General features: G+C 69.7%; 24 protein-coding genes, 1 tRNA gene and 1 riboswitch. Of the genes, 12 read left to right on the plus strand and 13 right to left on the minus strand.

The window, feature by feature from the left end:
• Positions 1-46: 46 nt before the first annotated feature.
• The 3 genes from ACZ6TV_RS01510 to ACZ6TV_RS01520 all read right to left on the minus strand — a co-directional run bounded on the left by ACZ6TV_RS01510 (position 47) and on the right by ACZ6TV_RS01520 (position 2,558).
• Positions 47-241 carry a hypothetical protein gene (locus ACZ6TV_RS01510; protein ID WP_465294137.1) on the minus strand — a complete coding sequence of 65 codons (195 nt, stop codon included), beginning with the start codon at positions 239-241 and terminating at the stop codon, positions 47-49.
• Positions 241-1,308, minus strand: a complete 1,068-nt coding sequence (locus ACZ6TV_RS01515; protein WP_465294139.1) for a LacI family DNA-binding transcriptional regulator — start codon at positions 1,306-1,308, stop codon at positions 241-243. Before ACZ6TV_RS01515 ends, ACZ6TV_RS01510 begins: the two co-directional genes overlap by 1 nt.
• Before the next feature lie 140 nt (positions 1,309-1,448).
• Positions 1,449-2,558: an MBL fold metallo-hydrolase gene (locus ACZ6TV_RS01520; RefSeq protein ID WP_465294141.1), complete on the minus strand. Its 1,110-nt coding sequence runs from the start codon at positions 2,556-2,558 to the stop codon at positions 1,449-1,451.
• On the opposite strand from ACZ6TV_RS01520, the gene ACZ6TV_RS01525 reads away from it, so the two are divergent.
• Together ACZ6TV_RS01525 and ACZ6TV_RS01530 are read left to right on the plus strand one after the other, a co-directional pair.
• Positions 2,557-4,419 (plus strand): helix-hairpin-helix domain-containing protein, encoded by a 1,863-nt coding sequence (locus ACZ6TV_RS01525; RefSeq protein WP_465294142.1) that lies wholly within the window; start codon positions 2,557-2,559, stop codon positions 4,417-4,419. The genes ACZ6TV_RS01520 and ACZ6TV_RS01525 overlap by 2 nt on opposite strands.
• Complete coding sequence (locus ACZ6TV_RS01530; protein ID WP_465294143.1) at positions 4,419-5,471, plus strand: OmpA family protein; 1,053 nt, start codon at positions 4,419-4,421, stop codon at positions 5,469-5,471. The genes ACZ6TV_RS01525 and ACZ6TV_RS01530 overlap by 1 nt, the downstream gene beginning before the upstream one ends.
• Positions 5,472-5,529: 58 nt before the next feature.
• On the opposite strand, the gene ACZ6TV_RS01535 is transcribed toward ACZ6TV_RS01530, so the two are convergent.
• On the minus strand, positions 5,530-7,128 hold the full coding sequence (locus tag ACZ6TV_RS01535) for an alpha/beta hydrolase (protein WP_465294145.1): 1,599 nt from the start codon (positions 7,126-7,128) through the stop codon (positions 5,530-5,532).
• Positions 7,129-7,273: 145 nt separating this feature from the next.
• Between ACZ6TV_RS01535 and ACZ6TV_RS01540 the strand changes: the two genes are divergently transcribed.
• Complete coding sequence (locus ACZ6TV_RS01540) at positions 7,274-8,059, plus strand: RNA ligase family protein (RefSeq protein WP_465294147.1); 786 nt, start codon at positions 7,274-7,276, stop codon at positions 8,057-8,059.
• Positions 8,056-9,186, plus strand: a complete 1,131-nt coding sequence (locus ACZ6TV_RS01545; RefSeq protein ID WP_465294149.1) for an AAA family ATPase — start codon at positions 8,056-8,058, stop codon at positions 9,184-9,186. The genes ACZ6TV_RS01540 and ACZ6TV_RS01545 overlap by 4 nt, the downstream gene beginning before the upstream one ends.
• Here ACZ6TV_RS01545 and ACZ6TV_RS01550 read toward each other — a convergent pair.
• The 3 genes from ACZ6TV_RS01550 to ACZ6TV_RS01560 form a co-directional block, all read right to left on the minus strand.
• On the minus strand, positions 9,176-9,919 hold the full coding sequence (locus ACZ6TV_RS01550; protein ID WP_465294151.1) for a hypothetical protein: 744 nt from the start codon (positions 9,917-9,919) through the stop codon (positions 9,176-9,178). The genes ACZ6TV_RS01545 and ACZ6TV_RS01550 overlap by 11 nt on opposite strands.
• An 83-nt stretch (positions 9,920-10,002) precedes the next feature.
• Positions 10,003-10,284: a hypothetical protein gene (locus ACZ6TV_RS01555; protein WP_465294153.1), complete on the minus strand. Its 282-nt coding sequence runs from the start codon at positions 10,282-10,284 to the stop codon at positions 10,003-10,005.
• 29 nt (positions 10,285-10,313) lie between these two features.
• On the minus strand, positions 10,314-10,595 hold the full coding sequence (locus ACZ6TV_RS01560; protein ID WP_465294156.1) for a hypothetical protein: 282 nt from the start codon (positions 10,593-10,595) through the stop codon (positions 10,314-10,316).
• A gap of 145 nt (positions 10,596-10,740) precedes the next feature.
• On the opposite strand from ACZ6TV_RS01560, the gene ACZ6TV_RS01565 reads away from it, so the two are divergent.
• The 3 genes from ACZ6TV_RS01565 to ACZ6TV_RS01575 are packed head-to-tail and all read left to right on the plus strand — an operon-like array spanning position 10,741 to position 12,640.
• Positions 10,741-11,784 carry an App1 family protein gene (locus ACZ6TV_RS01565; protein WP_465294158.1) on the plus strand — a complete coding sequence of 348 codons (1,044 nt, stop codon included), beginning with the start codon at positions 10,741-10,743 and terminating at the stop codon, positions 11,782-11,784.
• A gap of 41 nt (positions 11,785-11,825) precedes the next feature.
• Positions 11,826-12,251, plus strand: coding sequence for a MarR family winged helix-turn-helix transcriptional regulator (locus ACZ6TV_RS01570; protein WP_465294160.1), 426 nt, complete (start codon positions 11,826-11,828; stop codon positions 12,249-12,251).
• A complete protein-coding gene (locus ACZ6TV_RS01575; RefSeq protein WP_465294162.1) occupies positions 12,248-12,640 on the plus strand; it encodes a hypothetical protein in 393 nt (130 codons plus the stop codon). The genes ACZ6TV_RS01570 and ACZ6TV_RS01575 overlap by 4 nt, the downstream gene beginning before the upstream one ends.
• Before the next feature lie 80 nt (positions 12,641-12,720).
• On the opposite strand, the gene ACZ6TV_RS01580 is transcribed toward ACZ6TV_RS01575, so the two are convergent.
• Both ACZ6TV_RS01580 and ACZ6TV_RS01585 read right to left on the minus strand, forming a co-directional pair.
• A complete protein-coding gene (locus ACZ6TV_RS01580; RefSeq protein WP_465294164.1) occupies positions 12,721-13,650 on the minus strand; it encodes a DHH family phosphoesterase in 930 nt (309 codons plus the stop codon).
• Positions 13,651-13,737: 87 nt separating this feature from the next.
• Complete coding sequence (locus tag ACZ6TV_RS01585) at positions 13,738-14,712, minus strand: coiled-coil domain-containing protein (protein WP_465294167.1); 975 nt, start codon at positions 14,710-14,712, stop codon at positions 13,738-13,740.
• A gap of 69 nt (positions 14,713-14,781) precedes the next feature.
• Positions 14,782-14,925, minus strand: a riboswitch (cyclic di-AMP (ydaO/yuaA leader).
• Between the two features lie 419 nt (positions 14,926-15,344).
• Here ACZ6TV_RS01585 and ACZ6TV_RS01590 point away from each other — a divergent pair.
• Both ACZ6TV_RS01590 and ACZ6TV_RS01595 read left to right on the plus strand, forming a co-directional pair.
• Positions 15,345-16,478: a hypothetical protein gene (locus ACZ6TV_RS01590; protein ID WP_465294169.1), complete on the plus strand. Its 1,134-nt coding sequence runs from the start codon at positions 15,345-15,347 to the stop codon at positions 16,476-16,478.
• A 628-nt stretch (positions 16,479-17,106) separates the two neighbouring features.
• Positions 17,107-18,222: a glycoside hydrolase family 19 protein gene (locus ACZ6TV_RS01595; RefSeq protein ID WP_465294171.1), complete on the plus strand. Its 1,116-nt coding sequence runs from the start codon at positions 17,107-17,109 to the stop codon at positions 18,220-18,222.
• A gap of 13 nt (positions 18,223-18,235) precedes the next feature.
• Here ACZ6TV_RS01595 and ACZ6TV_RS01600 read toward each other — a convergent pair whose 3' ends face one another.
• The 3 genes from ACZ6TV_RS01600 to ACZ6TV_RS01610 form a co-directional block, all read right to left on the minus strand.
• Positions 18,236-19,468: a reverse transcriptase family protein gene (locus tag ACZ6TV_RS01600; protein ID WP_465294173.1), complete on the minus strand. Its 1,233-nt coding sequence runs from the start codon at positions 19,466-19,468 to the stop codon at positions 18,236-18,238.
• A 161-nt stretch (positions 19,469-19,629) separates the two neighbouring features.
• The gene (locus ACZ6TV_RS01605) at positions 19,630-20,955 is read right to left on the minus strand and encodes an NAD(P)/FAD-dependent oxidoreductase (protein ID WP_465294175.1); all 1,326 of its coding nucleotides are present in this window, start codon (positions 20,953-20,955) and stop codon (positions 19,630-19,632) included.
• 97 nt (positions 20,956-21,052) lie between these two features.
• Positions 21,053-21,559, minus strand: coding sequence for a mycothiol transferase (locus ACZ6TV_RS01610; RefSeq protein WP_465294177.1), 507 nt, complete (start codon positions 21,557-21,559; stop codon positions 21,053-21,055).
• A 125-nt stretch (positions 21,560-21,684) separates the two neighbouring features.
• Between ACZ6TV_RS01610 and ACZ6TV_RS01615 the strand changes: the two genes are divergently transcribed.
• Positions 21,685-22,041 carry a hypothetical protein gene (locus tag ACZ6TV_RS01615; protein WP_465294179.1) on the plus strand — a complete coding sequence of 119 codons (357 nt, stop codon included), beginning with the start codon at positions 21,685-21,687 and terminating at the stop codon, positions 22,039-22,041.
• A gap of 43 nt (positions 22,042-22,084) precedes the next feature.
• Here ACZ6TV_RS01615 and ACZ6TV_RS01620 read toward each other — a convergent pair whose 3' ends face one another.
• Positions 22,085-22,939 (minus strand): hypothetical protein, encoded by an 855-nt coding sequence (locus tag ACZ6TV_RS01620; RefSeq protein WP_465294181.1) that lies wholly within the window; start codon positions 22,937-22,939, stop codon positions 22,085-22,087.
• Positions 22,940-22,967: 28 nt separating this feature from the next.
• On the opposite strand from ACZ6TV_RS01620, the gene ACZ6TV_RS01625 reads away from it, so the two are divergent.
• Both ACZ6TV_RS01625 and ACZ6TV_RS01630 read left to right on the plus strand, forming a co-directional pair.
• Positions 22,968-23,402, plus strand: a complete 435-nt coding sequence (locus tag ACZ6TV_RS01625) for a GNAT family N-acetyltransferase (RefSeq protein ID WP_465294183.1) — start codon at positions 22,968-22,970, stop codon at positions 23,400-23,402.
• Between the two features lie 68 nt (positions 23,403-23,470).
• Positions 23,471-23,542, plus strand: a tRNA-Lys gene (locus tag ACZ6TV_RS01630).
• The last annotated feature ends 139 nt before the right edge of the window (positions 23,543-23,681 follow it).

Consider the following 23,681-nt stretch of genomic DNA (forward strand, 5'->3'; position numbering starts at 1 on the left):
CGCCCGGGGCATCCGCCCCGGGCGCTTCTCGTTGCGCTACCCGCGATTACCCGTAAGTGAGGGCAGGCGTGGGCTCGACTCGGTCGGCCGCGCGGCGCAGCGTGCGAGCCGTGAAGTTGCGCATCTTGCCCATGGTCACCGACTCACGGCGACGGTCGTCGACGACCGGGGCGTTGGGCATCGCCGAGTTGGCCTCCAGGCGGACGGCCTCCAGCGACATGATCAGGGCGATCGGGGTCATTACTTCTCCTTGGCGGTGTTGGGTCCGGTGGTCGACCTGACCACCAGGGATACGGGCAGCGTCAGGCGACGCAGTGCCGGGTCCTCGGGCGGGTCGAGCAGCAGCTCGCCCGCGAGCCGCCCGCGCTCGACGCTGGGCTGGCGGATGGTGGTGAGCCCGGTGGCGCCGGCCTCCGGGATGTCGTCGAAGCCGGTCACCGAGACGTCCCGGCCGGCCTGCAGGCCCCGCACCCGCAGCGCGTCGAGCACGCCGAGGGCCAGGACGTCGGACGTGCAGAGGATCGCGGTCGAGCGGTCGAGCCGGTCCAGCGCGTGGGCCGCCGCCTCGGCGCCCTCCTCGCGCTGGTTGCCCGCCGCGTTGATCAGCACGACCTTCTCCCACGGCACCCCCGCGGCCAGCAGCGCGTCGCGGAAGCCGCGGACCCGCTCGCCGGTCACGTAGTAGCGCAGGTCGTCGGGGTCGGCGTGGACCTGTGAGGTGACCCCGTCGTCGACGATCCAGTGCGCCACCACCGCGATGTCGCGGTGGCCGAGGTTGACGACGTGCTCGCCCAGCCGCCGGGCCGCCGCGCGCTCGTCGATGCCGACGTAGCTCGCCTCCGGCCCGAACGCCTGCGGGTCCTCGCCGATCACGACAGGCACTCCGCGGGACCGGACGAGCTCGAGCGCCGAGTGCCAGTCGGGCACGCAATACAGGCAGAAGGCGTCGACGGCCGCGTTGCTGATGACGCGCCGGCCCGCTGCCTCGTCCTTGGGCAGGTTGAGCAGCAGCAGCGAGGTCTCCCGCGCCGAGGCCGCCTCCGCGAGCCCGCGCAGGTAGGCCACCGCATAGGGATCGGTGAACGCCATCGACAGGTTGTCGGTCAGCAGCACACCGATCGCGTTGACCTTGCCGCTGCGCAGCGAACGCGCCGTCGGGTTGGGACCCGCGTAGCCCAGCCGCTGCGCCGCCGAGAGGATCCTGGCGCGCAGCTCGGGGGAGAGCTGATCCGGCCGGCTGTAGGCATTGGACACCGTGCTGCGCGACACGCCGAGCTCGTCGGCGATGGTCTGCAACGTCGCTTTCATGGCTCAGGTCCCTCCCTTCTCTGCATCGATCCAGTTCCTTCTGTATCGATACAGTACGTCGAGAGGGCCGTCCTCGCCAGTGTTTTGTCGGGTCCTGGCGTGTGTGCCCCGACACGTGCGCTGAGCTGCGCTTTTAACCCTTACGCAATAGCGCGCCACCACGGTTCAACTGCCGGCAACGCGTCGATGTTGATCCGGTCACCCGGGCGCGGGATCGCGAGCGTGATGTCGCGGGCCGCGGCCTCGTCGAGCAGCCGCTCGACCGGCTCCGACCACGCGTGCACCGCCAGGTTGAACGTGCACCAGTGCAGCGGGATCAGCACCCCGGCCCGCACGTCGAGGTGCGCGCTCGCCCCGTCCTCGGGCTTCATGTGGATGTCCGGCCACGCGTCGCCATACGCACCGACCTGGATCAGCGACACGTCGAACGGCCCGTGCTGCTCGCCGATCTCCTTGTAGCCGCCCCAGTAGCCGGAGTCGCCGGTGTAGAACAGGCTGCGCCGCTCGCCCTTGACCGCCCACGACGCCCACAGCGTGCCGTCCCGGCTGAACCGCCGGCCGGAGAAGTGCCGCGCCGCCGTCGCGGTCAGCGTGACGTGCCGGACGTCGAACGACTCGTCCCAGTCCAGCTCGATGATCCGGTCCAGCGGCACACCCCAGCGCTCCAGGTGCGCCCCGACGCCCAGCGGCACCAGGAACGGCGCCTGCTGGGTGCGCGCGAGAGCCTTGATGGACGCGAGGTCCAGGTGGTCATAGTGGTCGTGCGAGATCACGATCGCGTCGATCCTCGGCAGCTCCTCGAGCCCGAGCGGCATCGGGTGCAGGCGCTTCGGCCCGACGAACGACGTCGGCGAGCACCGCTCGCTCCACACCGGGTCGAACAGCACCCGCACGCCCTCGACCTCCGCCAGCGCCGTCGAGTGTCCCAGCCAGGTGATGTGCAGGTCGCCCTCCTGCTTCGCGGGGAACGCCGGCCTCACCACCGGAATCACCCCCTTCGGGCGCCGGGGCTGCTGGCCAAGGAGCAGCTCGCGGAACGCGCCCGCCATCGCGCCGTCGGGCAGCACCTCACGCGGCACAGGATTCACGAACCTGCCGTCCCCATACTGCGGGGACCGCCGCATCCGCTCCGCACGCGCACCGGAGGCCACCGCACCCAACTGCGCCGGAAGATCACGCAGCGCCCACGCCACCCCACCCGCCGCAGCGGCGATCGCCGCCAGCGTCAGGACCCGTGTCGTCTTGCCCATGCTCCGTCGACCTCCAGTTCACCTGCCATGTCGTGAGCTTGCGCACCAAGCTTTCCATCGGCACGACACCCACGGTTGCACGGATTTTCCGACCGACTGGCCGTCACGGCCCGTCACATGCCCTCTCATCAGCGCAAATGCTTCCGAGGGTGAGATATGGGCGCGGCGCCCGCGTGAGCGAACAGACAGAACCGGCAGGTCGTGCCGTCTTTCCGGCTCTGTTGCCAAGCATCGAGGTATGGAAGGCTGCCCGCAAACTTCCCCCAATCACGCGTCGGTCACTTTCCCCCGGAGGCCCGTCGTGACCTGGTTCATCAACCAGTCACTGCTGTTCATCGTCATTGCCTTCCTACTCGGCCTGCTCGTCGGTTACCTCTGGTGGGGCCGTCAGGTGCGCCGGGTCCGTTCCCAGGAAACCACCACCTCCCCTGCCGTGCCGGCTGTTCAGCCGCTGGTCGCGTCGACCGCCGCGCCGGTCGAGCCGGTCGCGTCGGCCGAGCCGGTCGCCTCGGCCGCGTCACCCGAGCCGGTCGCGTCGGCCGAGGACGAGGCGGACTCCGTGTCGGCGGCCGAGCCGCTGCCGGCCGAGCCCGCCGCCACCGACCCGATCGTCGAGGACCCGGCCCCCGTCGCGGTCGCCGAGGCCGAGCCCGTCGCCGAACCCGAGCCGGCCGTCGAAGCCGAGCCCGAGCCCGTCACCGAGCCTGTTGCAGAGCCTGTCGCGGAGGTCGAGCCGGTCGTCGAACCCGCGCTTGTTGTCGAACCCGAACCTACTCCCGAACCCGAGCCGGTCGCCGAGATCGAGGCGCCCGCTGTGGACAACCCGGTCCATGTGGACGACGAACTGATCGCGGACGTCGAGTCCGCGTTCGCGGCGGCCCCGGTCGTCGACGACGCCCCCAAGGCCGAGGACGACCTCGCGAGGATCGAGGGCATCGGCCCGAAGATCGCCGCGGCGCTCAAGGCGGCGGGGATCACCACGTTCGCGGCGCTGGCCGACGCCGAGCGGTCCACTTTGGAGGACGCGCTCGCCAATGCGAATCTGCGGTTCGCTCCGAGCATCGGTTCGTGGAGCCGGCAGGCGCGTCTCCTCGCCGACGGCAAGGAGGAGGATTTCAAGGCGCTCACGGATTACCTGATCGCCGGTCGTGAACCCACCCCGAAGAAGACCGCCGCCGCGCCGGTCGCCGAGCCCGAGGCCGCCCTGGCCGCCGAGCCGGTTGCCGAGCCCGTCGCGGAGCCCGTCGCCGAGCCCGAGCCGGTCGTAGCGGCCGAGCCGGTGGTCGAGCCCATCCAGGAGCCGATCGCCGCCGAGCCGGAGCCGATCGCCGCCGAGCCCGAGCCCGAGCCGGTTGTCGTCGAGCCCGAGCCCGAGCCCGAGCCGGTTGCCGTCGTCGAGCCGGTCGTGGTGTCCAAGGCGCCGGTCGAGGCGGAGCCGGTCGTCGCGGCCGTCGCCGTGGATGACGGGCCGCCGGACAACCTGCAGCGGATCGAGGGGATCGGACCGAAGATGTCGGCCGCGCTCCTCGCCGCGGGGATCCGGACCTACGTGAAGCTCGCCGACTCCGACGTCGACACGCTGCGCACCGCGATCGAGGACGCGAACCTGCACTTCGCCCCGAGCATCGTCACGTGGGCCCGGCAGGCGCGGCTGCTCGCCGAGGGCAAGGAAGAAGAGTTCAAGGCGCTGACCGACTGGCTGATCGCCGGCCGTGAGCCCACGGACAAGCCCTTCATCAGCACCGAGGCAAGCACCGAGGCAAGCACCGAGGCAAGCACCGAGCCAAGCACCGAGCCAAGCACCGAGGCAAGCACCGGCGCGAGCGCCGCAGCAAGCACCGAAGCCGGCGGCGAAGCCTGATGGCGGGCACGACGACGACCCGGACCGTGCGGCACGAGCTGCGCAGGGTCAACCCGTTCGTGCCGATCGTGGTCGGCGTGGTCGGGCTGGCCGCGCTCGTGGGTGGCATGGAGGTGCCCTTCCGGCACCACATCGAGGCGGTCCTGACCGACCACACCAAGGTCGCCCTGAGCGATGCCGGGATCGACGCCGAGGTGTCGTTCACCGGGCGCGACGGCACCGTCCGCGTCGACTCCGCCGACGAGAAGCAGAAGGCCGAGGACGTCTCGCGGGCCGTCGAGGGCGTCCGCGTCGTCACGGTCATCGCGCCGCCGAAGGTGGAGGTACCGCCGTCGCCGGTCGCGGTGAAGCTGCTCGTCGACGAGGGCAAGGTCACGCTGACCGGTACCGTCGCCGACGAAGCCGCCAAGTCGGGGCTGGCCGACGCGGCCAAGGCCGGTTTCGGCGCGGAGAACGTCCTCGACGAGGTGACCGTCGACGCGAAACGCAGCAGCGACGGCGTCAAGGTCGCGGCGCTCGCGCCGGTGCTGGTCGCGCTCGGCAAGGACACCAAGGCCGGGGTCGTCGACCTGCAGGGCGGCACCGTGACGCTGACCGGCACAGTCGCCTCGCAGGAGGTGAAGGACCGGGCGGAGCTGGCGGCCCGTGAGGTGACCGGCATCGTGCGCAACGAGCTCGCGGTCGGCGAGGCCAAGGCCGAGCAGGTGCAGACGCAGTTGGTGGCGCTGCCGACGGTCGAGTTCGAGAACAACAGCGCGACGCTGACCCAGCAGGGTCAGGCGGTCGTCGCCAACGTCGCGTCGATCCTCAAGGCCAACCCGAGCATCCGGATCAGCATCGAGGGTCACACCGACAGCACCGGCACCGAGGCGAGGAACCAGACGCTCAGCGAGGCCCGCGCGAAGACGGTGCTCGACACGCTGATCGCCCAGGGCATCGCCGCGGAGCGGCTGAGCTCGAAGGGCTTCGGCGAGTCCCGCCCGAAGGTCCCCGACACCAGCGACGCCGCCAAGGCGATCAACCGCCGGGTCGAGTTCATCGTCCAGCAGTAGGAAGACTGGAAGACAAGGAAAAGGGGGGCCGCAAGGCCCCCCTTTTCATGAGCGACGATCAGTGGTGCACGGGGTACAGCGGCTCACGCACCGCGGTGGTGCTGTCCGCCCGCAGCGACTTCGCCGAAGCCGCGGCCGAAGCCGCCGTCGGGTCGGGCTGCGGCAGCGCGTCGCAGGTCGCGTCCGGCTTGTCGCCGGCCTTGCGCTTCGGCAGCTTGCCCGTCGCGAGGTAGTCGGCGATCACGTTGTCCACGCACTCGTTGCCGTTGAGCGAGTTGGCGTGCGTGGTCTGGCCGACCTCCGCCAGCAGGGCGCCGTGCGGGAAGCGGCGGCGCGCCTCGAGGCTGCCCTCGAACGGCGTGGCCGCGTCCAGCGTCGTGCCGACGAAGAGCACGCTCTGCACCTTCGAGCCGTCGACCTTGACCGGCTTGGAGACCTTGCCGGGCCAGTAGAGGCAGGCCGCGTTGTACCAGGCGTTGTCCCACGTCATGAACGGCGCCTTGAGGAACGTCTTCCAGTTGTCCCGTTCCCAGGTGTTCCAGCTCTGCGGCCACTGGACGTCGGTGCACTGCACCGCGTTGTAGACCGCGAAGCCGTTGTCGTCGCCGGGGCCGACGTAGTTCTCGTACGCCGCGACGATCAGGTCGGTGTTCTTGTCGTTGGCCCAGCCCGCGAACGCCTCCGCCAGCTCCAGCCACGTCGACTGGTAGTAGCCGGAGTAGAGGAAGATGTCGGCGAACTCGTCGGGGCCGACGACGCCGCCGGCCGGCTTGCTGCGCAGCTTGTTCTGCTCCGCGTACCAGCGCAGCTGTACCTCGGTGCCGGTCTTGCCCAGGTGGTAGACGGAGTCGTACTTGGCGACCCAGTCGAACCAGATGCGCACGTTGCGCTCGAAGTTCACGTCCTGGTCGAGGTTGGCCTGGTACCAGACCTTCCGCACGTCGACGTTGCCGTCCAGCACCATGCGGCGCACCTTCTGCGGGTGCAGGGTGCCGTAGACCTGGCCGAGGTACGTGCCGTAGGAGAAGCCGTAGAAGTTGATCTGGCTGGCGCCGAGCGACTTACGGATCGACTCCATGTCGTTGACCGAGTCGACCGTGGTCATGTGGTCCAGCAGCGCGCCGCCGGCCTTGCCGCAGGCCTTGGCGTAGTTCTTGGAGCGGTCGAGCCAGGTCTTCTCGATGCTCTGGTTCCAGGGGATGTACTCCGGACGCGGCCCGTTGAAGTAGTCGTTGTCGCACGACAGCGCGGGGACGCTGGAGCCGACGCCGCGGGGGTCGAAGCCGATCCAGTCGTAGGCCTCGCCGGCGCCGTTGGGGACGTACTCGCCCAGCACCGACAGCGTCAGCCCGGACCCGCCGGGGCCGCCCGGGTTGACCAGCATGATGCCCTGGTAGTCCTTCGCGGCGACCTTCGCCTTGATCCGCGAGACGGCGATCTGGATCTTCTTGCCGTTGGGCTTGCTGTAGTCGAGCGGCACGTCGAGCAGGCCGCACTCGGCGCCGCGGCGCTGCAGACCCGGGCTCTCGCACTGCCCCCAGGTGATCTTGGCGGCGGCGGCCTCGGCGGTGGGCGCCGCCGACGCGCCGGTGGCGGGGACGACGACCAGTGCCGTCGCCACCGAGGTGAAGAGGGCGAAGCCCCTTCTGAAGTTCATAGATCCTCCCAAAGTTGCCCCAATGGGTGTCTTCGGGCAACTGATTCGGGCAAAACAATGTCACGCTGATGGTTTCGGGCGCGCCTGACGCGCGGAAGGCAAAAGACCCTTTCCTCCACCCGAGCAAAAACCGCTAGGCGGCCGAGTGAGGGTGGGCTACAACGGTCAGGTGCTGCGCAAATACCCGAGAACGCCTCATCTGCAGGGCTCCCGCCTGCAGCCGGGCGACCACGACCTGGCCCAGGTCCCGTTCGCGCAGCTCGCCGGGGAGGACCTGGTCGTCGAGGAGAAGCTCGACGGCGCCAACTGCGCGGTCAGCTTCGACGCGGCCGGTGAGCTGCTGCTGCAGTCCCGCGGCCACTACCTCACCGGCGGGCCGCGCGAGAAGCAGTTCGGCCCGCTGAAGGCGTGGGCCGCGACGGTCCGCTACCAGCTCCAGCCCGTCCTGACCGATCGATACGTCATGTACGGCGAATGGCTCTACGCCAAGCACACCGTCTTCTACGACGCGCTGCCGCACCACTTCTGCGAGTTCGACGTCTACGACCGCACGACCGATGCGTTCCTGTCCACCGACCGGCGCCGGGCGCTGCTCGACGGGCTGCCCGTGAGCTCCGTGCCCGTGCTGTACACCGGCCGCGTCGGCAAGCTCGCCGAGCTGACCGCGTTCGTCGGGCCGTCGACCTGCCGCACCCCCGCGTGGCGCGACGCGCTGCGTGAGGCGGCCGTCGCCGGTGGCGCCGACCCCGACCAGGTCGTCAAGGAGACCGACATGTCCGAGGACATGGAGGGGTTGTACCTGAAGCTGGAGTCCGCCGGCACGGTGCTCGGCCGCTACAAGTGGGTGCGGCCCAGCTTCCACACCGCGATCCTCGACTCCGGCAGCCACTGGCAGGACCGCCCGATCGTCGCGAACCGGGTGAGATCGTGAACGCCTTTGAGGGGTTCTGCCCGACCGGTCCTGACTGGTCGGTGCCGTGGGCGGAGATCCACGCCGAGTTCGACTGGGTCCGCCGGTTGGATGGTGTACCGCAGGACGCGGTGCACCATGCCGAGGGCGACGTCGCCACGCACACGCGGATGGCCTGCGAGGCGCTCGCCGCGCTGCCCGCCTGGCGCGAGCGGCCCGAGGACGAGCGGGTCCGGCTCTTCGCCGCCGTCCTGCTGCACGACGCGGCGAAGCCGTACTGCACCCAGGTCGAGGACGACGGGCGGATCACCGCGCACGGCCACTCGCGCCGCGGGGACCTCATCGCGCGGCGGGTCCTGTGGGAGGCCGGCGTGCCGATCGCCTGGCGGGAGCACGTCGCCGCGCTGATCCGCCATCACCAGGTGCCCTTCTGGGCTTTGGAGCGGCCGCGCGGTGAGCTCGACCGGATCGTCCACCGCGTCAGCCTGCTGGCCAGCAACACCGACCTGAGTGTTCTGGCTACGGCGGACATCCTGGGCCGCTCCTGCGCCGACGCGTCGGGGATGCTCGAGAATGTCGAACTGTTTCGGCAGTACACCAGCGACGACGGCTGCCTGGAGCAACCGCGGCGCTTCCCGTCGGACCACGCGCGGTTCACCTATTTCCGGAACCCTTCGCGGGTCGCCGACTACGACGCCTACGACGACACCACGGTCACCGTCACCGTCATGTCGGGGCTGCCCGGCTCCGGCAAGGACCACTGGATCGCCGCCAACCGGCCCGGCGTGGCCGTGGTCAGCCTCGACGACTGGCGCGAGCGGCTCGGCGTGAAGCCCACCGACGACCAGGGCCCGGTGGTCGCCGCCGCGACCGACCAGGCCAAGGTACTGCTCAGAGCGCGGACGCCGTTCGTCTGGAACGCCACCAACCTGACCCGCCAGTTGCGCGCCCGCTGCATCGGGCTGGTCGCCGACTACGGCGGGCGGGTGGAGATCGTCAGCGTCGAGGCGCCGCCCGACGTCATGCGCCGGCGCAACCGCGCCCGTCCGCGGCCTGTCCCCGACGGCGTGATCGACCGGATGGCCGGGCGTTGGGAGACGCCCGACCCCACGGAGGCCCACCGCGTGGACTGGGTGCTCAACGCCTGATCGGGCCCATGCCGCCCGTGGCGGTGACCCGCTGGCGCTGCATCGCGAGCGCCTGCAGGGCCGAGGACCGCACCAGCAGCAGCGGGTTGAGCGGCTCGTTCGCGGCGATCGCCGTGGCGTAGGGCCGGTTCTCCACCGACCAGCCGTTGTGCAGGTCGTACTCGACGGAGAAGCTGCGGTCCCGTGCCCTGGAGTAGTCCAGCAGGATGCCGGGGCCCAGCGCCCTGGTCGCGACCTCGCCGGCCATGTGCGGGATCGGCGAGAAGAAGAACGCGACCTTCGGGATCGGCTGGAACAGGTCCACGTCGACGAGGTCGAAGATGCCGATCGGCTGATACATGCCGTGCGTGTCGTGGATGCACATGCCGGCGCCGAGCTCGACCCGCCCGGTGTTGTCGATCTCCATGTGGCCGGCCGGGCCGCCGGGCGTGACGATGCCCGCGCCGTCGTTGCCCGCGACCGTGAGGACGCTGCCCAGCGGCGCCGGATAGTTGTGCGTCGGCACCACCTTCGTGCTCGGCGCCAAGGTCTTGTGGCGGGCCGTGAACATCGAATACGTCTCCTGCCACGTGACCTCGAGATGGCGTTCGAGGTAGTGCACGGAGAGCCAGATGGTCGGGGTGCCGCTCGCCGAGGTGGCGATCGCGTGGAGGCCGAAGAGCGCGAAGTGGTGGTCGCGCAGCTGTTCGATCGTGGCGTCGCTCATGTCGATCGTGAGTTTGTGCTGCTCCACGGCAGTCCTCCAAGGTCCGGCGGCGGTAGGACCTCAGTGTGGAGCGGTTGGGTTGCACGATCGGGGCATTTCGTGAAAGTCGCTCACGACCCGGTTCGGGCGGCTTCGATGACCGCTCTGGCGGCCTGGTCGAGCTCGGCGGGGTTCGGCGCGAAGGCGGCGGCGATGTCCGGGTGGAGGCTCGACTTCGCGATCTCCAGCAACCGGTCGGCGACCTCGGCGGCGGTCTCCCCGTGGTAGTCCTGCTCCACGACCTCGGCGGCGCGCTGCAGCGCCGAGCTCAGCTGGGCTTCGAGAGGCTCCTGCAGCTTCTGCGCCGCCGGGCTGAGCTGAGCGTCGTCGAGTGAGACGTGAAGTTCCTGCATGTGCGCGCGATACCCATCTTCGATGTTTTTCACGCGCTGCGGGTCAGCAGTTGAACCGACCGCGGCGCGTTGCGGTGGGCCGGGTAGGTCGAGCGGACCAGCGCGAGGGCCCACGCCATCCGCGCCACCGCCGTGTCCGGGTGGTCGCCGAACTCGCCGGCGACCTGGGTCGCGCAGCCCTTGATGCCGACCCGCCGCAGCGTGGTGGCCACCGCCGCACGGATCTCGTCGCGTCTCGGAGCCTGCGAGCACTGCAGGTCCGAAACGAACAGCGCCTCGGCTCGCACCGCCTCGAACGTTGTAGTTGCCATCTCTCACCCCTTGGTGTGTGTTCCTGCTAACACCAACGCTAGAAGCGCGGGATGTGTTCGGGCTCACGGATTCATGCCACCGTCGTGTAACTGTCACCATCCGTGTGATGGTGCGGCACCGGGGGCGCTGTGACAGGGTTGGCGCGTGTCGTTGACCCCTTCAGGTCCCGTCCGCCTGCACCGCGCCGCGCGCATCGAGGACGCCTTCCACGACGTGCTGGAGCGGCGGCTCCGGCTGCGCGGGTGGAAGGTCGCCGTCACTCCGTACACCGGCTACGGCGGCCCCGGCTGGGTCCGTGTCCTCGGCCGGGTGCTGCTCGCGCGCCTGGACCCGAAACCCGGCAAGCGGCTCAAGAAACTGCGCGGCTGGCGCTCGTTCACCGCCGTCTCCGTGGCGAACGCGCCGGTCCGGATCACGGCCGGCGACCGGACGTGCGAGGTGCGCTGCGACCGCGGCGGCTTCATCGACACCGTCATCGAGGCGGACCTGGCCCCGGGCTGGGCGACCGTCACGCTGCAGAGCGAGGACAGCGCCCCGGTCGAGGCGCCGGTCCGGATCATCGACCCCACCGTGCGCTTCGGCATCGTCTCCGACGTCGACGACACCGTCATGATCACCACGCTGCCGCGCCCGCTGCTGGCCGCGTGGAACACGTTCGTCCTCGACGAGCACGCCCGCGCGTCCGTGCCCGGGATGGCCGTGCTCTATGAGCGCCTCGTCAACGCCAACCCCGGCGCCCCGGTCTTCTATCTCTCGACCGGCGCGTGGAACGTCGCCGCGACGCTCACCCGGTTCCTTTCGCGGCACCTGTACCCGGCGGGCCCGCTCCTGCTGACCGACTGGGGGCCGCAGCCCGACCGGTTCTTCCGCTCCGGCCAGGCGCACAAGCGAGCGTCCCTGGCGCGGCTCGCCTCGGAGTTCCCCGACGTCCGGTGGCTGCTCGTCGGCGACGACGGGCAGCACGACCCGGAGATCTACGCGGAGTTCGTCGCCGAGCACCCGGACAGCGTCGCGGCCGTCGCGATCCGGCACCTCTCGCCGACCCAGGCGGTCCTCGCCGGCGGCTTCCCGACCACGGTCGAGAGCACCCGCCGCCTGCCGTCCTCGTCCTTCGCCGCGGGGCGCTGGCTGCGGGCGCCGGACGGCGCCGGCCTGTGGCGCCTCCTGCGCGACACGGAGATCCTCTGACTTAGTAGCCATGGCTACTATAGCCATGTACTGTTTCTCCCATGAGTGGTCCGACTCCTGGGTTCCTGGTCTGGCGGCTGTCGATGAAATGGCGGGTCGCCGTCGACCGTGCCCTGGCGCCCGTCGGGCTCACCCACGCGCAGTATTCGCTGCTCGCCACCCTCTACGGGCTTGCCGGCACGGAGCGGCCCAGCCAGAAGCGGCTCGCCGACCACACCGGTCTCGAGCCGCTGTACGTGTCGAAGCTGGCCCGGACCCTGGAAGCGGCCGGGCTGCTCGACCGGCTCCCCGACCCGTCGGACACGCGGGCGGTGCAGCTGGCGCTGACCCCGCGCGGCCACGAGACCACCGGCCGGGCCGTCGGCATCGTCCGCGACCTCATGGAGCAGCTCCTCGCGCCGCTGCCCGCCGATCGCCGGTCAGCGTTCGTCGACGACCTCAACGCCCTACTCAAGGAGACCCCGTGACCACATTGAACGGCCGCATCCTCGGCCAGGCCGAACGCGCCACCCGCGCCGTGCTCGACCGCCTGCTGGAGCGCACCGGCACGACGTTCGAGCAGTGGGTGGCGATCAACCTCACCCATGGCGAGCGGCTCTCCCGCGACGACCTCGTCGCCCGGATGGTGACCGGGCTGCGCACCGACCCGGCGCTCGTCGCCGCCGTCGTCGACGACCCCGCGCTGTTCACCGGGGACATCTCGCTCACCGCGCTGGGCCAGGAGCGCTACGACGAGATCAGTGCCGGCATCGACGGGATCACCGCCGCGCTGTACGGCGACCTGACCCCCGAGGAGCTCGACATCGCGGGCCGGGTGCTGCTGCACGTCACCGACCGGGCCAACGCGCTGGTCTAGTTGCTCAGCCCTAGTTGCTCAGCCCTAGTTGCTCAGCCCTAGTTGCTCAGCCCTAGTTGCTCAGCCCTAGTTGCTCAGCCCTAGTTGCTCAGCACGGCGGCTCTGGGAGCGCCCACCTTGGCGACGATCTCCGCGAGCACCCGCTCCGACTCGTCGTGCGGGACCTGGCAGGTGCCGGCCGCGAGATGGCCGCCGCCGCCGTACTGCAGCATCACCGAGCCGATGTCGGTCGGGGACGTGCGGTCGAGGATCGACTTGCCCACCGCGAACACCGTGTTGAGCTTCTGCTTGCCCCAGATCACGTGGATGGAGACCCGTGCCTCGGGGAACATGGCGTACACCATGAACCGGTTCCCGGCGTAGATCACCTCCTCGTCGCGGAGATCCACGACGACGACGTCCCCCTCGACGTGGCTCACCCGCCGCAGCTGGTCCACGAAGAGCTCCTGCTGCTCGCGGAACAGCTCGGCGCGCTCGGCCACGTCCGGCAGGTCGAGGATCTCCTCGACGTCCTGATGATCGATGCACGCGTCGATGAGCTGCATCATCAGCTGGTAGTTGGAGATCCTGAACTGCCGGAACCGGCCCAGCCCGGTGCGGCTGTCCATGAGGAAGTTCAGCAGCGTCCAGCCGACCGGCTGCAGGATGTCCGTGATGTCGTACTGCGCGGAATCGGCCTTGTCGACCGCCTCCATCAGCTCGTCCGACACGTTCGGGAAGCGCGGGGCGCCGCCGAAGTGGTCATAGATGACGCGGGCCGCGGACGGCGCCTCGGCGTCGATGATGTAGTTGCTCTTCTCGCCCGGGTTGCGCAGCGTCTCCGAGTGGTGGTGGTCGAAGACGAGATGGGCGCCCGGCGCGTAGGGCAGGTTCGTCAGGATGTCGTTGGGCCCGATCTCGGCCGTGCCGTCCTGGACGTCCTTCGGGTGCACGAACGTGATGTCGCCGATGAGGTCCAGGTGACGCAACAGGACGGCACACACCAGACCGTCGAAGTCGCTGCGCGTCACGAGTCGGTGCTTCACTTCGGTTTCCCCTCACGCTGCGTCGGCCGGTCGACAGTTGCCCTATCGGCCGGCCGTCCGCTGACGTGAGGGCTACAGCATGGACAGGTGCACGTGGTTCGTGTGGTCGCTGGAGGGGTCCCCGCCGACGCCGCTGTAGTGGTGCCAGCCGACCGCGGGTGTCCACACCTGTTTGAACCAGATGACGTACATGACGCCCAACCGGTCCGCGTTCTTCACGAAATAGGTCGCCAGGTTGGCCCCGTAGACCTTGTCCTCCCCGGCCGCGACCCCGCCGAAGCCGGACTTCGCCTGCACCGAGAAGTCACACGCACGGCCCTTGGGGTGCTCGTACGGACCGCTCGGCCGGTAGCAGGAGACGAACCGCTTGAAGCCCGCACCCTGCGCCTGCTGCATCGCGTGCAACGTCCGCATCGTGATGCAGCCGCTGGTCGTGGGGTCGTTCTGCTTGCAGCTCTCGGCCGACCAGCCACCGCTGGAGTTGCGCGGCGAGGGGGCGGCGAACGGCAGGTTGGCGGAGACGAAGCCGTTGCTCGGGCCGCCCGCCTGGGACAGCCCCTTCTCGGCTTCCTTCTTCTTCGCGGCCATCACGGCCACCTGCTCCTGCTGGAGCTTGACCTCGCCCTCGAGCGCGGCCTTCTGCGCCGCCTGGTCCTTCTTCAGCTGGTTGAGGTCGCGCAGCAGGTTGTCGTTGTGCCGCGCGATCTCGTCGATCGACCCGGCCCGCTCCGCGAACCCGGTCGGACTGCCCGAGTCCATCAGCGCCACGAACGTGCTCAGCGGCCCCGTCTGATACGCCGCCACGGCGATCGCGGACACCTGCTCGGTGACCCTCGCGAGCTCCGTCTCGGTCGCGGCGAGCTTGGCGGTGAGATCGGCCTGGCTCTTCACCGAGGCGTCGAACTTGTCCTTCGCCTCGATCCACGCGCGGGTGCTCTCGTCGAGGACCTGAGCGAGCGTCGCGTTGGATCCTTCGTCGCCCGTGTCGTCACCCGGCTCGGCGCCGGCGGGCGCGGCGGCCACCGCGCACAGGGCGACCGTCGTCATGGCCGTCACGGCCGCCATCAGGGCGGCGGAAATCCGCCGTCCGGGATGTCGTGATGACATCTGGCTCGTTGTTCCTTCCGTCGGCCGCCGACCGGGTTAGCTGACGGGTTCGGGACGGAACGATCCCTACCGCGGTCACCCGCGGATTCACCCCAGTTACGGTTGGGTCCCCGATTCGCCGGGTTCGCACCGGCGATTAGGCGGCAGTCCTGTCCGGCGCCGCGGGGGCGGCGCCCTGTCGGACGAGACCGACGGCCAGCCTACCCAGGGCTATTCGCCCGCGCAGCGCACCGATTGTGCGCCGCTGTGACGCACCTCTCGAAACGGTGCCATCCCAGCAGGTCGCCTAAGCCTGCCAAAAGAAAACCACGTGACGCAAATCACTGAATCGATGCTGCGCGTTGCGCAACCGCCGTCGTTCTACGCAACCCGGTGATCGCTCAGCGTCACTGCTGACCTGCTCTTCTTCGAACACGCCAGCTCTTTTTCGAACACGAACGGGTGCGATACCGGGCATTGTGCTTGCTGGCTCCCCGGTCGGGTACGGGTCCTGGTTGACGCGCTTGCGTGGCTTCGCGCGGGTGCTCTTCGTCGATCGTTTCGTCGATCCGTTTCGTTGATCGGCCCATTCGTTGATCGACCTCTTCGAGCAACTCGCGGACTTCCAGCCGACCGAGATCAACCGATCGGAGCAGGAATACGGACTGCAGGACCGCTCGACCACGTTCTCAGACGCCATCGAAGAGCTCAACGGCAAGATTTCCAACACGACGCTCACCCACGTCCTCGGCGACATGAACCACAGCGCCCAGGCGCCCTGTGGGGTGCCGCCGACCGCGGACTCGACCCAGTTCTGCTGGAACGACGAGGACAACGACGGCACCACCTGGATCCCGCAGGGCATCACCGGCTCGTGGGACGCCGACGCCGACGGCCGCTGGAACGGGCACCGGGTCATCGCGGCCACCTGGTATGACGACAAGGGCCGCGACGGCACGAACCGAGGCAGCCGCATCACGTTCGTCAACTACGACGACTCCGGCAAGCCGGAGTACCGGCACGTCCTGCTCGTCGTGCCCTTCCGCAACGGCAACAACTTCCAGGCCGTGAAGTCCCACGTCGGCGGCATCGCGTGGGTCGGCCACCACCTGTACGTCGCCGACACTTACGCCATCCGCGTCTTCGACCTGCACACCATCTGGCGCACCAGGGCCGACGCGTCGCGCAAGAAGATCGGCATCCACGACAAGAAGGCCTACGCGGCGGACTACCGGTACGCGATTCCGCAGATCGGCTACTACACGCCGCAGGTGCAGCCGCCGGACCGCCGGCTGCGCATCTCGTCGATCAGCCTCGACCGCAGCAGCTCACCGAACTCCCTGATCACCGCCGAGTTCAAGAAGGATCTCGGCGGCGTCAACTCGCCCAAACCGGCGAACGCCCGGATCGTCCGCTGGGACCTCGACAAGGACGGCAAACTCACCGGGTCCAGTGCCGCCTACGTGACGTCCCGCGCCAACATCAACGGCGCCCTCACCATCGGCGACGGCCCCGATTTCGTCCTGAGCACCAGCGAGTACGGCCGCCGACCCGGCTGGCTGCACCGCGCGGACATCGGCTCCTCGAACCAGCACACGAAGGTCCTGCTCGGCGGCCCGGAAGACCTTTCCTACCAGCCCCAGGGCAAGCGGGTCTGGACCCTGACCGAATACAACGGCAGACGCACCGTCTTCGCCATCCCGCTTTCCTCGATCGGCAACGCGTGACCTGTGCTGCGCCGCTCGACGGCGAGCCGCGGGGCGGGTGATCCCCACCCGCCCCGCACCGTCGGTGCGCAGAGGTTCTGCGCCTTCACTCTGCGGTGATGTCGACGCCGCTTCGCCGCGTCGCTCAGGCTGATCGGACGGGGGTCGGCGCCTTGGCCACGGCCAGGGCCGCCGGGATCGGGGGCGCCGAGGCGCGGAAAACTGCCGCGCATCGCGCAGGCGATGACCACGTCATGGACGACGCTGAAGGCCGTGATCATGGACGAGACGCCCGCCGCGTGAGCGTCTGACCTCGGCGGGTGAAAGCATTCGATGCTGCCCGACAAGGCCGCCTCCCACACCGGGGCTCTGCCGTGTCGTGCCGGTCACCCGACGGGCAGATGTAGGCGGCCCGAGCCGCCGGGATGGCGCGCGGAAGCGCGGAAGCTGCCGCGCGTCGCGCAGGCAGTGCGCCGCTCGCGGCGCATTGGGGGTGCGGGGTGAGAATCCCCCGCCCCGCGGCCGCGCCGCGGAGAGGCACAGCGGCTTAGGGAAACCGTAAAGATTGTTCATTAATTGATGTTGTTGGTGCTGTTGAGGGCCGCGGGCTGGTCGGATGGACGGAGTCGAGCTGAACGGAAGTGATCTGGTGTCCAGAGTGCGTCTGCTTGCGGGGCTGGCCGCGACCGCCGTCGTCGGTGGTGTCGTCGCCGTCTTCAACATGCTGCCGGCGTCGGCAGCCTCCTGCTCGCCCGCGTGGCAGGCGTCGTCGGTCTACACCGGGGGCGCGACCGTGTCGCGGAACGGGCGCAACTTCCTCGCCAAGTGGTGGACGCAGAACGAGGCGCCGCCCGGGAACACGGGAGTGTGGCAGGACCAGGGGGCCTGTGGCGGGAGCACGCCGCAGCCGCCGACGCAGACCGGGTCCGCCGGCGGGTGCAGCTTCCCGGCGTGGCAGCAGGGGCGCAACTACGTCACCGGGGACATCGTCAAGTTCACCGACGGCAAGTACTACATCGCCGAGCACGAAAACCCGGGGTACAGCCCCACGATCAGCACCTGGTACTGGGACCCGTACACCTGCAACGGCGGCGGAACGACGAACCCGCCGACGAACCCGACCACCAACCCGCCGCAGAACGGGGCGTTCGTGGTCAGCGAGGCCCAGTTCAACCAGATGTTCCCGAGCAGGAACCCGTTCTACACGTACAACGGCCTGGTCGCGGCGCTGAACGCCTACCCCGCGTTCGCCAAGACCGGCTCGGACGCGCAGCGCAAGCAGGAGGCTGCGGCGTTCCTAGCGAACGTGAACCACGAGACCGGTGGCCTGGTGTACATCGTGGAGCAGAACACCGCGAACTACCCGCACTACTGCGACACGAGCCAGCCGTACGGGTGCCCCGCCGGGCAGGCCGCGTACTACGGCCGCGGGCCGATCCAGCTCAGCTGGAACTTCAACTACAAGGCCGCCGGTGACGCGCTCGGCATCGACCTGCTGCGCAACCCGAACCTGGTGCAGACCGACCCGGCCGTGGCGATGAAGACCGCGCTCTGGTACTGGAACACGCAGACCGGCCCGGGCACGATGACGGGGCACAACGCGATGGTCAACGGGGCCGGCTTCGGCGAGACGATCCGCAGCATCAACGGCAGCCTCGAGTGCGGCGGGCGCAACCCGGCGCAGGTGCAGAGCCGGGTGGCGGCGTACCAGCGGTTCGTCGGCATCCTCGGCGTCGGCGTCGGAGCGGGCAACCTGAGCTGCTGATCCGAAGAACAGGCTAGGAGGGCGCCCCGGGGAGTGGGGCGCCCTTCTCTGTCACGGAACGAAGCAGGCGCTCCAGCCGGGCGGCCCGCACCGGGTGACCGTGCGCGGCCCAGGCGACCAGACCCGCGAGATGCGCCGCGAAATCCGGATGCCCGTCCCGGTTGGCGGCCTCCAGACCGTCGCGGGCGGCGGAATGAAGAACGGCCCGCAACCGGTCGTAGTCGGCGCGGGGAATCGCCGGACGTGAATTGACGACCAGGCCGGCCAGCCGTTGCTGGGCACCGCGCCCCCGGATGCGGGTCTTCGCCGGATTGACCCGGAAACCTTCCTCCGACGCGACCGCGCTGACAGCGGCGACCAGCCGGCCGGGATTCGAAAAGGACCCCGAGAACGCGAGGTCGTCGGCGTAACGGCTGTAGCCGGCGCCGAACCGGGCGGCGAGCCCTGAAAGCCGGCGGTCCAGCCGGAACGCCACCAGATTCGCCAGCGCCGGCGACGTCGGCGCGCCCTGCGGCAGGTGCGGGGTGCGGTGCTCGATCCGCCCCGAAACCGCATGCGGCGTCCGTGTCGTGCACAGCCCGGTCAGCGCGTGCGCGACCGGCTCCGGATATCCGGCGGTGCGGAACAACCCGTGGATCCGTCCCGCGGTGATGCTCGTGAAGAACGCCCGCAGATCCAGCCGCACCAATGTCGATTGCGAGGCGTGCGGCGCGGCGAACGTGTGCACCGACCGCCCCGGCACGAACCCGTGCGCCGCGTCGTGCACCGGCAACGGCCCGAGCACCTCGTCCAGGACACGGCGCTGGATCGCCTTCAGCCGCGATTTCGGTGCCTCGATCAGTCGTTCGCCGATCCAGGTGTACGAATAGTGCCGCACCTTCTGGTCGCGGTGCTTCCGGTTCATCCCGCGACGGTCGGCGAACCAGTCCAGCTCGTCCGGGGTGACGTCGAGGAACTCGGCGAGCGCCGCAAGGTCGTCGATCCGCGGCGAGTCCCACCGCTGCCGGACGGTGCGGGTGGCGGTCGCCCGGCGGACCTTGACCGGCTGGTACGCCGGAGCGCTGATGAACCCGGCCAGCTCGCGAGGCCGGTCGGCGGGCGCCACCCGATAGGCGCGCAGGACGGCGGTGACCACGGGGCCGAGCCAGCGCGGCCGCCGCCCCAGCACCTCGTAGCCCACCTCGAGCAGCGGCCCGCGCGCCCACTCGACGGTCAGGAAGGCGTCCGCGAGCGCGCCGGCGACCACATGGGCAGCGTGCCCCGACGAATCCCGGTCGTGCCTGCGCCGGGTCGCGCGAAGCGCGAGGGCGCGCCGGCGATGTGCTGCCGTGCTCAATCCTGCGTCCCCGGGGTTACCCCGGAGCGACCATCGCTGGTCTGCTCGGGACACGCTGCCACGCCGCCACTCTAGGGGAGATGCTCCCGGTATTCCTGCAGCGCGCGCCGCGCGAAGACCTGCTGGAACGTGGCGACCCGCTCCGAACGGCCACGGCCGATGAAGCTGACGAACCAGTGCATGACCGCGGTGACCCGGTTCTTGAACCCGACCAGATACAGCAGGTGCACCGCGAGCCACATCAGCCAGCCGATGATCCCGGAGAAGTGCAGCTTGCCGACGCTCGCGACCGCCGAGAAGCGGGAGATCGTCGCCATGCTGCCCTTGTCGAAGTACTTGAACGGCTGCCCGGTCGGCTCACCCGCGAGCCGCTTCTTGATCTGCCCGGCGGCGTGCCGGCCGCTCTGGATCGCGACCTGCGCGACGCCCGGCAGCCGGTCGAGCGACATCATGTCGCCGACGGCGAAGATCTCCGGGTGGCCGGGGACGGTGCAGTCGGGGTTGACCTCGAGCCGCCCCGCGCGGTCGGTCGACGCGCCCGTCGCCTTCGCCAGCTGCGTCGACAGCCCCGGCGCGGCCACGCCGGCCGCCCAGATCTTCGTCATCGACTCGATGCGCCGGCGCCCGTTGCGGGTGTCCACCTCGATGCCGGTCTCGTCGACGTCGACGACCTTGGTGCCGAGCTCGACCTCGACACCCATCTTGTGCAGCTGCCGCAGCGCCTTCGTCGACAGGTGGTCGCCGAACGTCGACAGCACCGTGTCCAGCGCGTCGACCAGGATGATGCGGGCCTGTTTGGGGTCGATGTTGCGGTACTGACCGGGCAGGTGCCGGTGGGCGAGCTCGGCGATCTGACCCGCCATCTCCACACCGGTCGGGCCGGCGCCGACCACGACGAACGTCAGCCACCGCTCGACCGCCGCCGGGTCGGTCTCCAGCTCCGCGAGCTCGAACGCGCCGAAGATCCGCCCGCGCAGCTCCAGCGCGTCGTCGATGCTCTTCATGCCGGGCGCGTGCTCGGCGAAGCGGTCATTGCCGAAATACGACTGCGACGCGCCGGCGGCCACGATCAGCGAGTCGTATTCCACCGTGTAGCTGGTCCCGGGCGCGACCGCGGTCACGGTCCTCGCCTCCGGGTCGACCTCCGTGACGGTCCCCAGCAGCACCTTTGCGTTGTCCTGCCGCTTCAGGATCTCCCGGATCGGCGGCGCGATCTCGCCCTCCGACAGGATGCCGGTGGCAACCTGATACAGCAGCGGCTGGAACAAATGGTAGGCGGTGCCGTTGATGAGGGTCACGTCCACTGGCGCGTTCTTGAGCGCCTTCGTGGCGAACAGACCGCCGAAACCCGCGCCCACGACGACGACGCGGTGACGTCCTTGTGCACGCTCGTCCATCTACATCTCCCGATCAGAGTGTGGATCGTGCAGATCAAGTACACCACTGGAACGCGCCGCCGGCCGTGTGTCGTCCATGACGTTTCCGCGGGCCCGGTCAGGGAATCAGACCTCGTACGTACGCAGCCTGGCCCACGTGCTGGGTGTCGTCGTCCAGGACGCTGACCAGGCGGACGCCGAGCGTCACCGGCGGATCCCATCGCTCGTCGACGATCCGGTCCAGGTCCTGCTCCGTCAGCGTGCCCAGCCACTCGACCGTGCGCGCCGACACCGCCTCGAAGTACCCGATCAGCGCCTCCGGCCCGTCCGCCCGCACCGCCTGGACCTGCTCCGCGGTGTGCCCGTAGCCGGTGTCGTCCGGGTCGGGCCGCAGGCCGAAACGCGGCGCCCAGTCCCCGGTGACGTACAGCTGCCCGGCGCCGTCGATCAGGTCCGCGACGTGCTCGTCCTGCACCCGCGTGAGGTGCCAGACCAGCCAGCCGACGGTGTTCGCGCCCGGCGCCGGCGCCCACCGCAGCTGCTCCGCGCTCAACCCCTCGACCGCGCCCCTGACCAGATCGGGCAGCCGGCCGAACCCCTCGACGAGCAGTTCGCTGACCCGCATCGCGCACTTCCTCTCGTGGCACGTTTCCGGGATTTGACCTCCCGGCGGCGTCCGTAGTGTTCAGCACATCGCAAGAACGCACCGAACACCACATAAACGCCAGCTTTCACAAAAGGGGAAATGACATGAGCGAGTACGGCGAGTTCGAGACCGGCGAGCAGCACGAGTCCCTCGACCAGCTGCACGAGGTCGACGCCAGCGAGCAGGACTACCAGTCGCAGTTCGGCGTGTACGAGCAGGACCACGCGTCCGCCGAGTCGACGTCCTTCGACCAGGGCCACCACGTCGAGTACACCGACCCGAACGGCGCGCACTACGAGGAGTCGGACTTCACCTCCTACGACCACTCCGCCGCGGAGACCGACCACATCTTCGCCGCCGAGGGCTCCGAGTCCTACAGCGCCAGCGAGTTCCACCAGCTCGACGCGCTGCAGGCCCGCCTCGACGCCACGTTCGCCGAGGGCACCTTCGCCTCGAACTGACGCTGTTCCTCCAAAGGGGCGCCCTCCGGGCGCCCCTTTCTTTTCAGAATTTCGCCGGGATTATCGCGGCCAGTGCGCTCACGACGAACGGGCTGATGATGACCATCCCGCTGCGCAGCTCCCCGAACGTGGTCTGGTCGATGCCGAGCAGCTTCTCCAGCTTCGCCCGCTCGTCCGCCTTGTCCACCAGGTCCTCCAGCGCGACATCCGTCAGCGGGAAATGCCTGTCCACGAACAACGCGCACCGGCGACGCAGTGTCGTGCTCGCCGGGACGTACATGACGCCGACGACGAACGAAGCGACGGCCCCGGAGAACAGCACCGCCGCCTTCGGTAGCTCCGCACCCCATCCCGTCGCGGCCCCGTTGACCAGCGTGACGAGCAGCACGAGGAAGCCGAGCTGGTTGAGCAGCCGGCTCACCAGCCGCCGCATGCTCAACAGCGTGTTGAGCTGCTGCCCCGGCGACCCCTGAATCCTGCGCCGCGCGACCCGCTGCACCGCGCCCAGCGTGGCCGCCGACGGCAACGCCCCGCAGATCGCGATCGCCGACAGCGCCAGCCCGCGGCTCGTCAACCCCTGCTCACCCAGCACGAACGGTGTCGCCGCCACCAGGCCGACCGCCACCGCCACCGACGCGAGCACCAGATGCAGCACGTGGAACAACCGGACCCGGTGCACCGTGCCGAGATCCCGCCACCGGGCCGCGCCGAACCCGAACGCCTCCCCGCTGGCCGCCCCGAGCACCGCCGCCAGGACCGCGAACAGGACCCACCGCGGCTCGTGCCCATGCTGCGGGCTCGTCCACGCGATCCACGTCCCGAGCACCGCCCCGAGCAGCATCGCGAGCAGCCGCAGCTCCCCGGTGATCGTCTCCTCGGCATCCTCCGTCACCGCCACGCGGGACATCCTTCTATAGGGTCAATTTATGATCACCATCGCGCCGCTCCGCCCCGAAGACCGTGCCGCGTGGGAAGTTCTCTTCACCGGCTACAACACGTTCTACGAGCGCGTCCTACCCGCCGACCGCTTCGACACGGCGTGGGCCGGCTTCCAGGAGGACACCCGCATCCACGCCCTCGGCGCCTTCCTGGACGGCTCGCTGGTCGGCATCGCCCACTTCCTCGTCCACGCGAGCACCACCACCGACGACGTCTGCTACCTGCAGGACCTGTTCACCGCCCCGCCCGCCCGCGGCAAGGGGGTCGCACGGGCGCTGATCGCCGCGGTCACGGACTGGGCCCGCGCACAGGGCTGCAACCGCGTCTACTGGTCGACCCACCACACCAACACGACGGCCCGCCGCCTGTACGACGATGTCGCGGTCAACCGGGGCTTCATCCTGTACCAGATCCCCCTCTGACCAGGCGTGACGCGTGGGACGGAAACACCCGCGTGCGCACCGCGCCCGACAGGGTAACCTGTCCACGCGGGCTGCTAGCTCAATGGCAGAGCTGCGGACTTTTAATCCGTAGGTTCAGGGTTCGAGTCCCTGGCGGCCCACAGGCTCGGGCTCACCCTGCTCGCGCGGCCCGGCGGGGCGCGCTCGCCGGGGGCTCGTGGGATTCCCCGCTCAACCCTCGGTTGCTCCCCCGTGGGGGGGCTGGGCCTCCCCCCCACCCCCTCCAAACCGTCCCCGGGA

It is taken from the genome of Dactylosporangium sp. NPDC051087 (assembly GCF_055586325.1).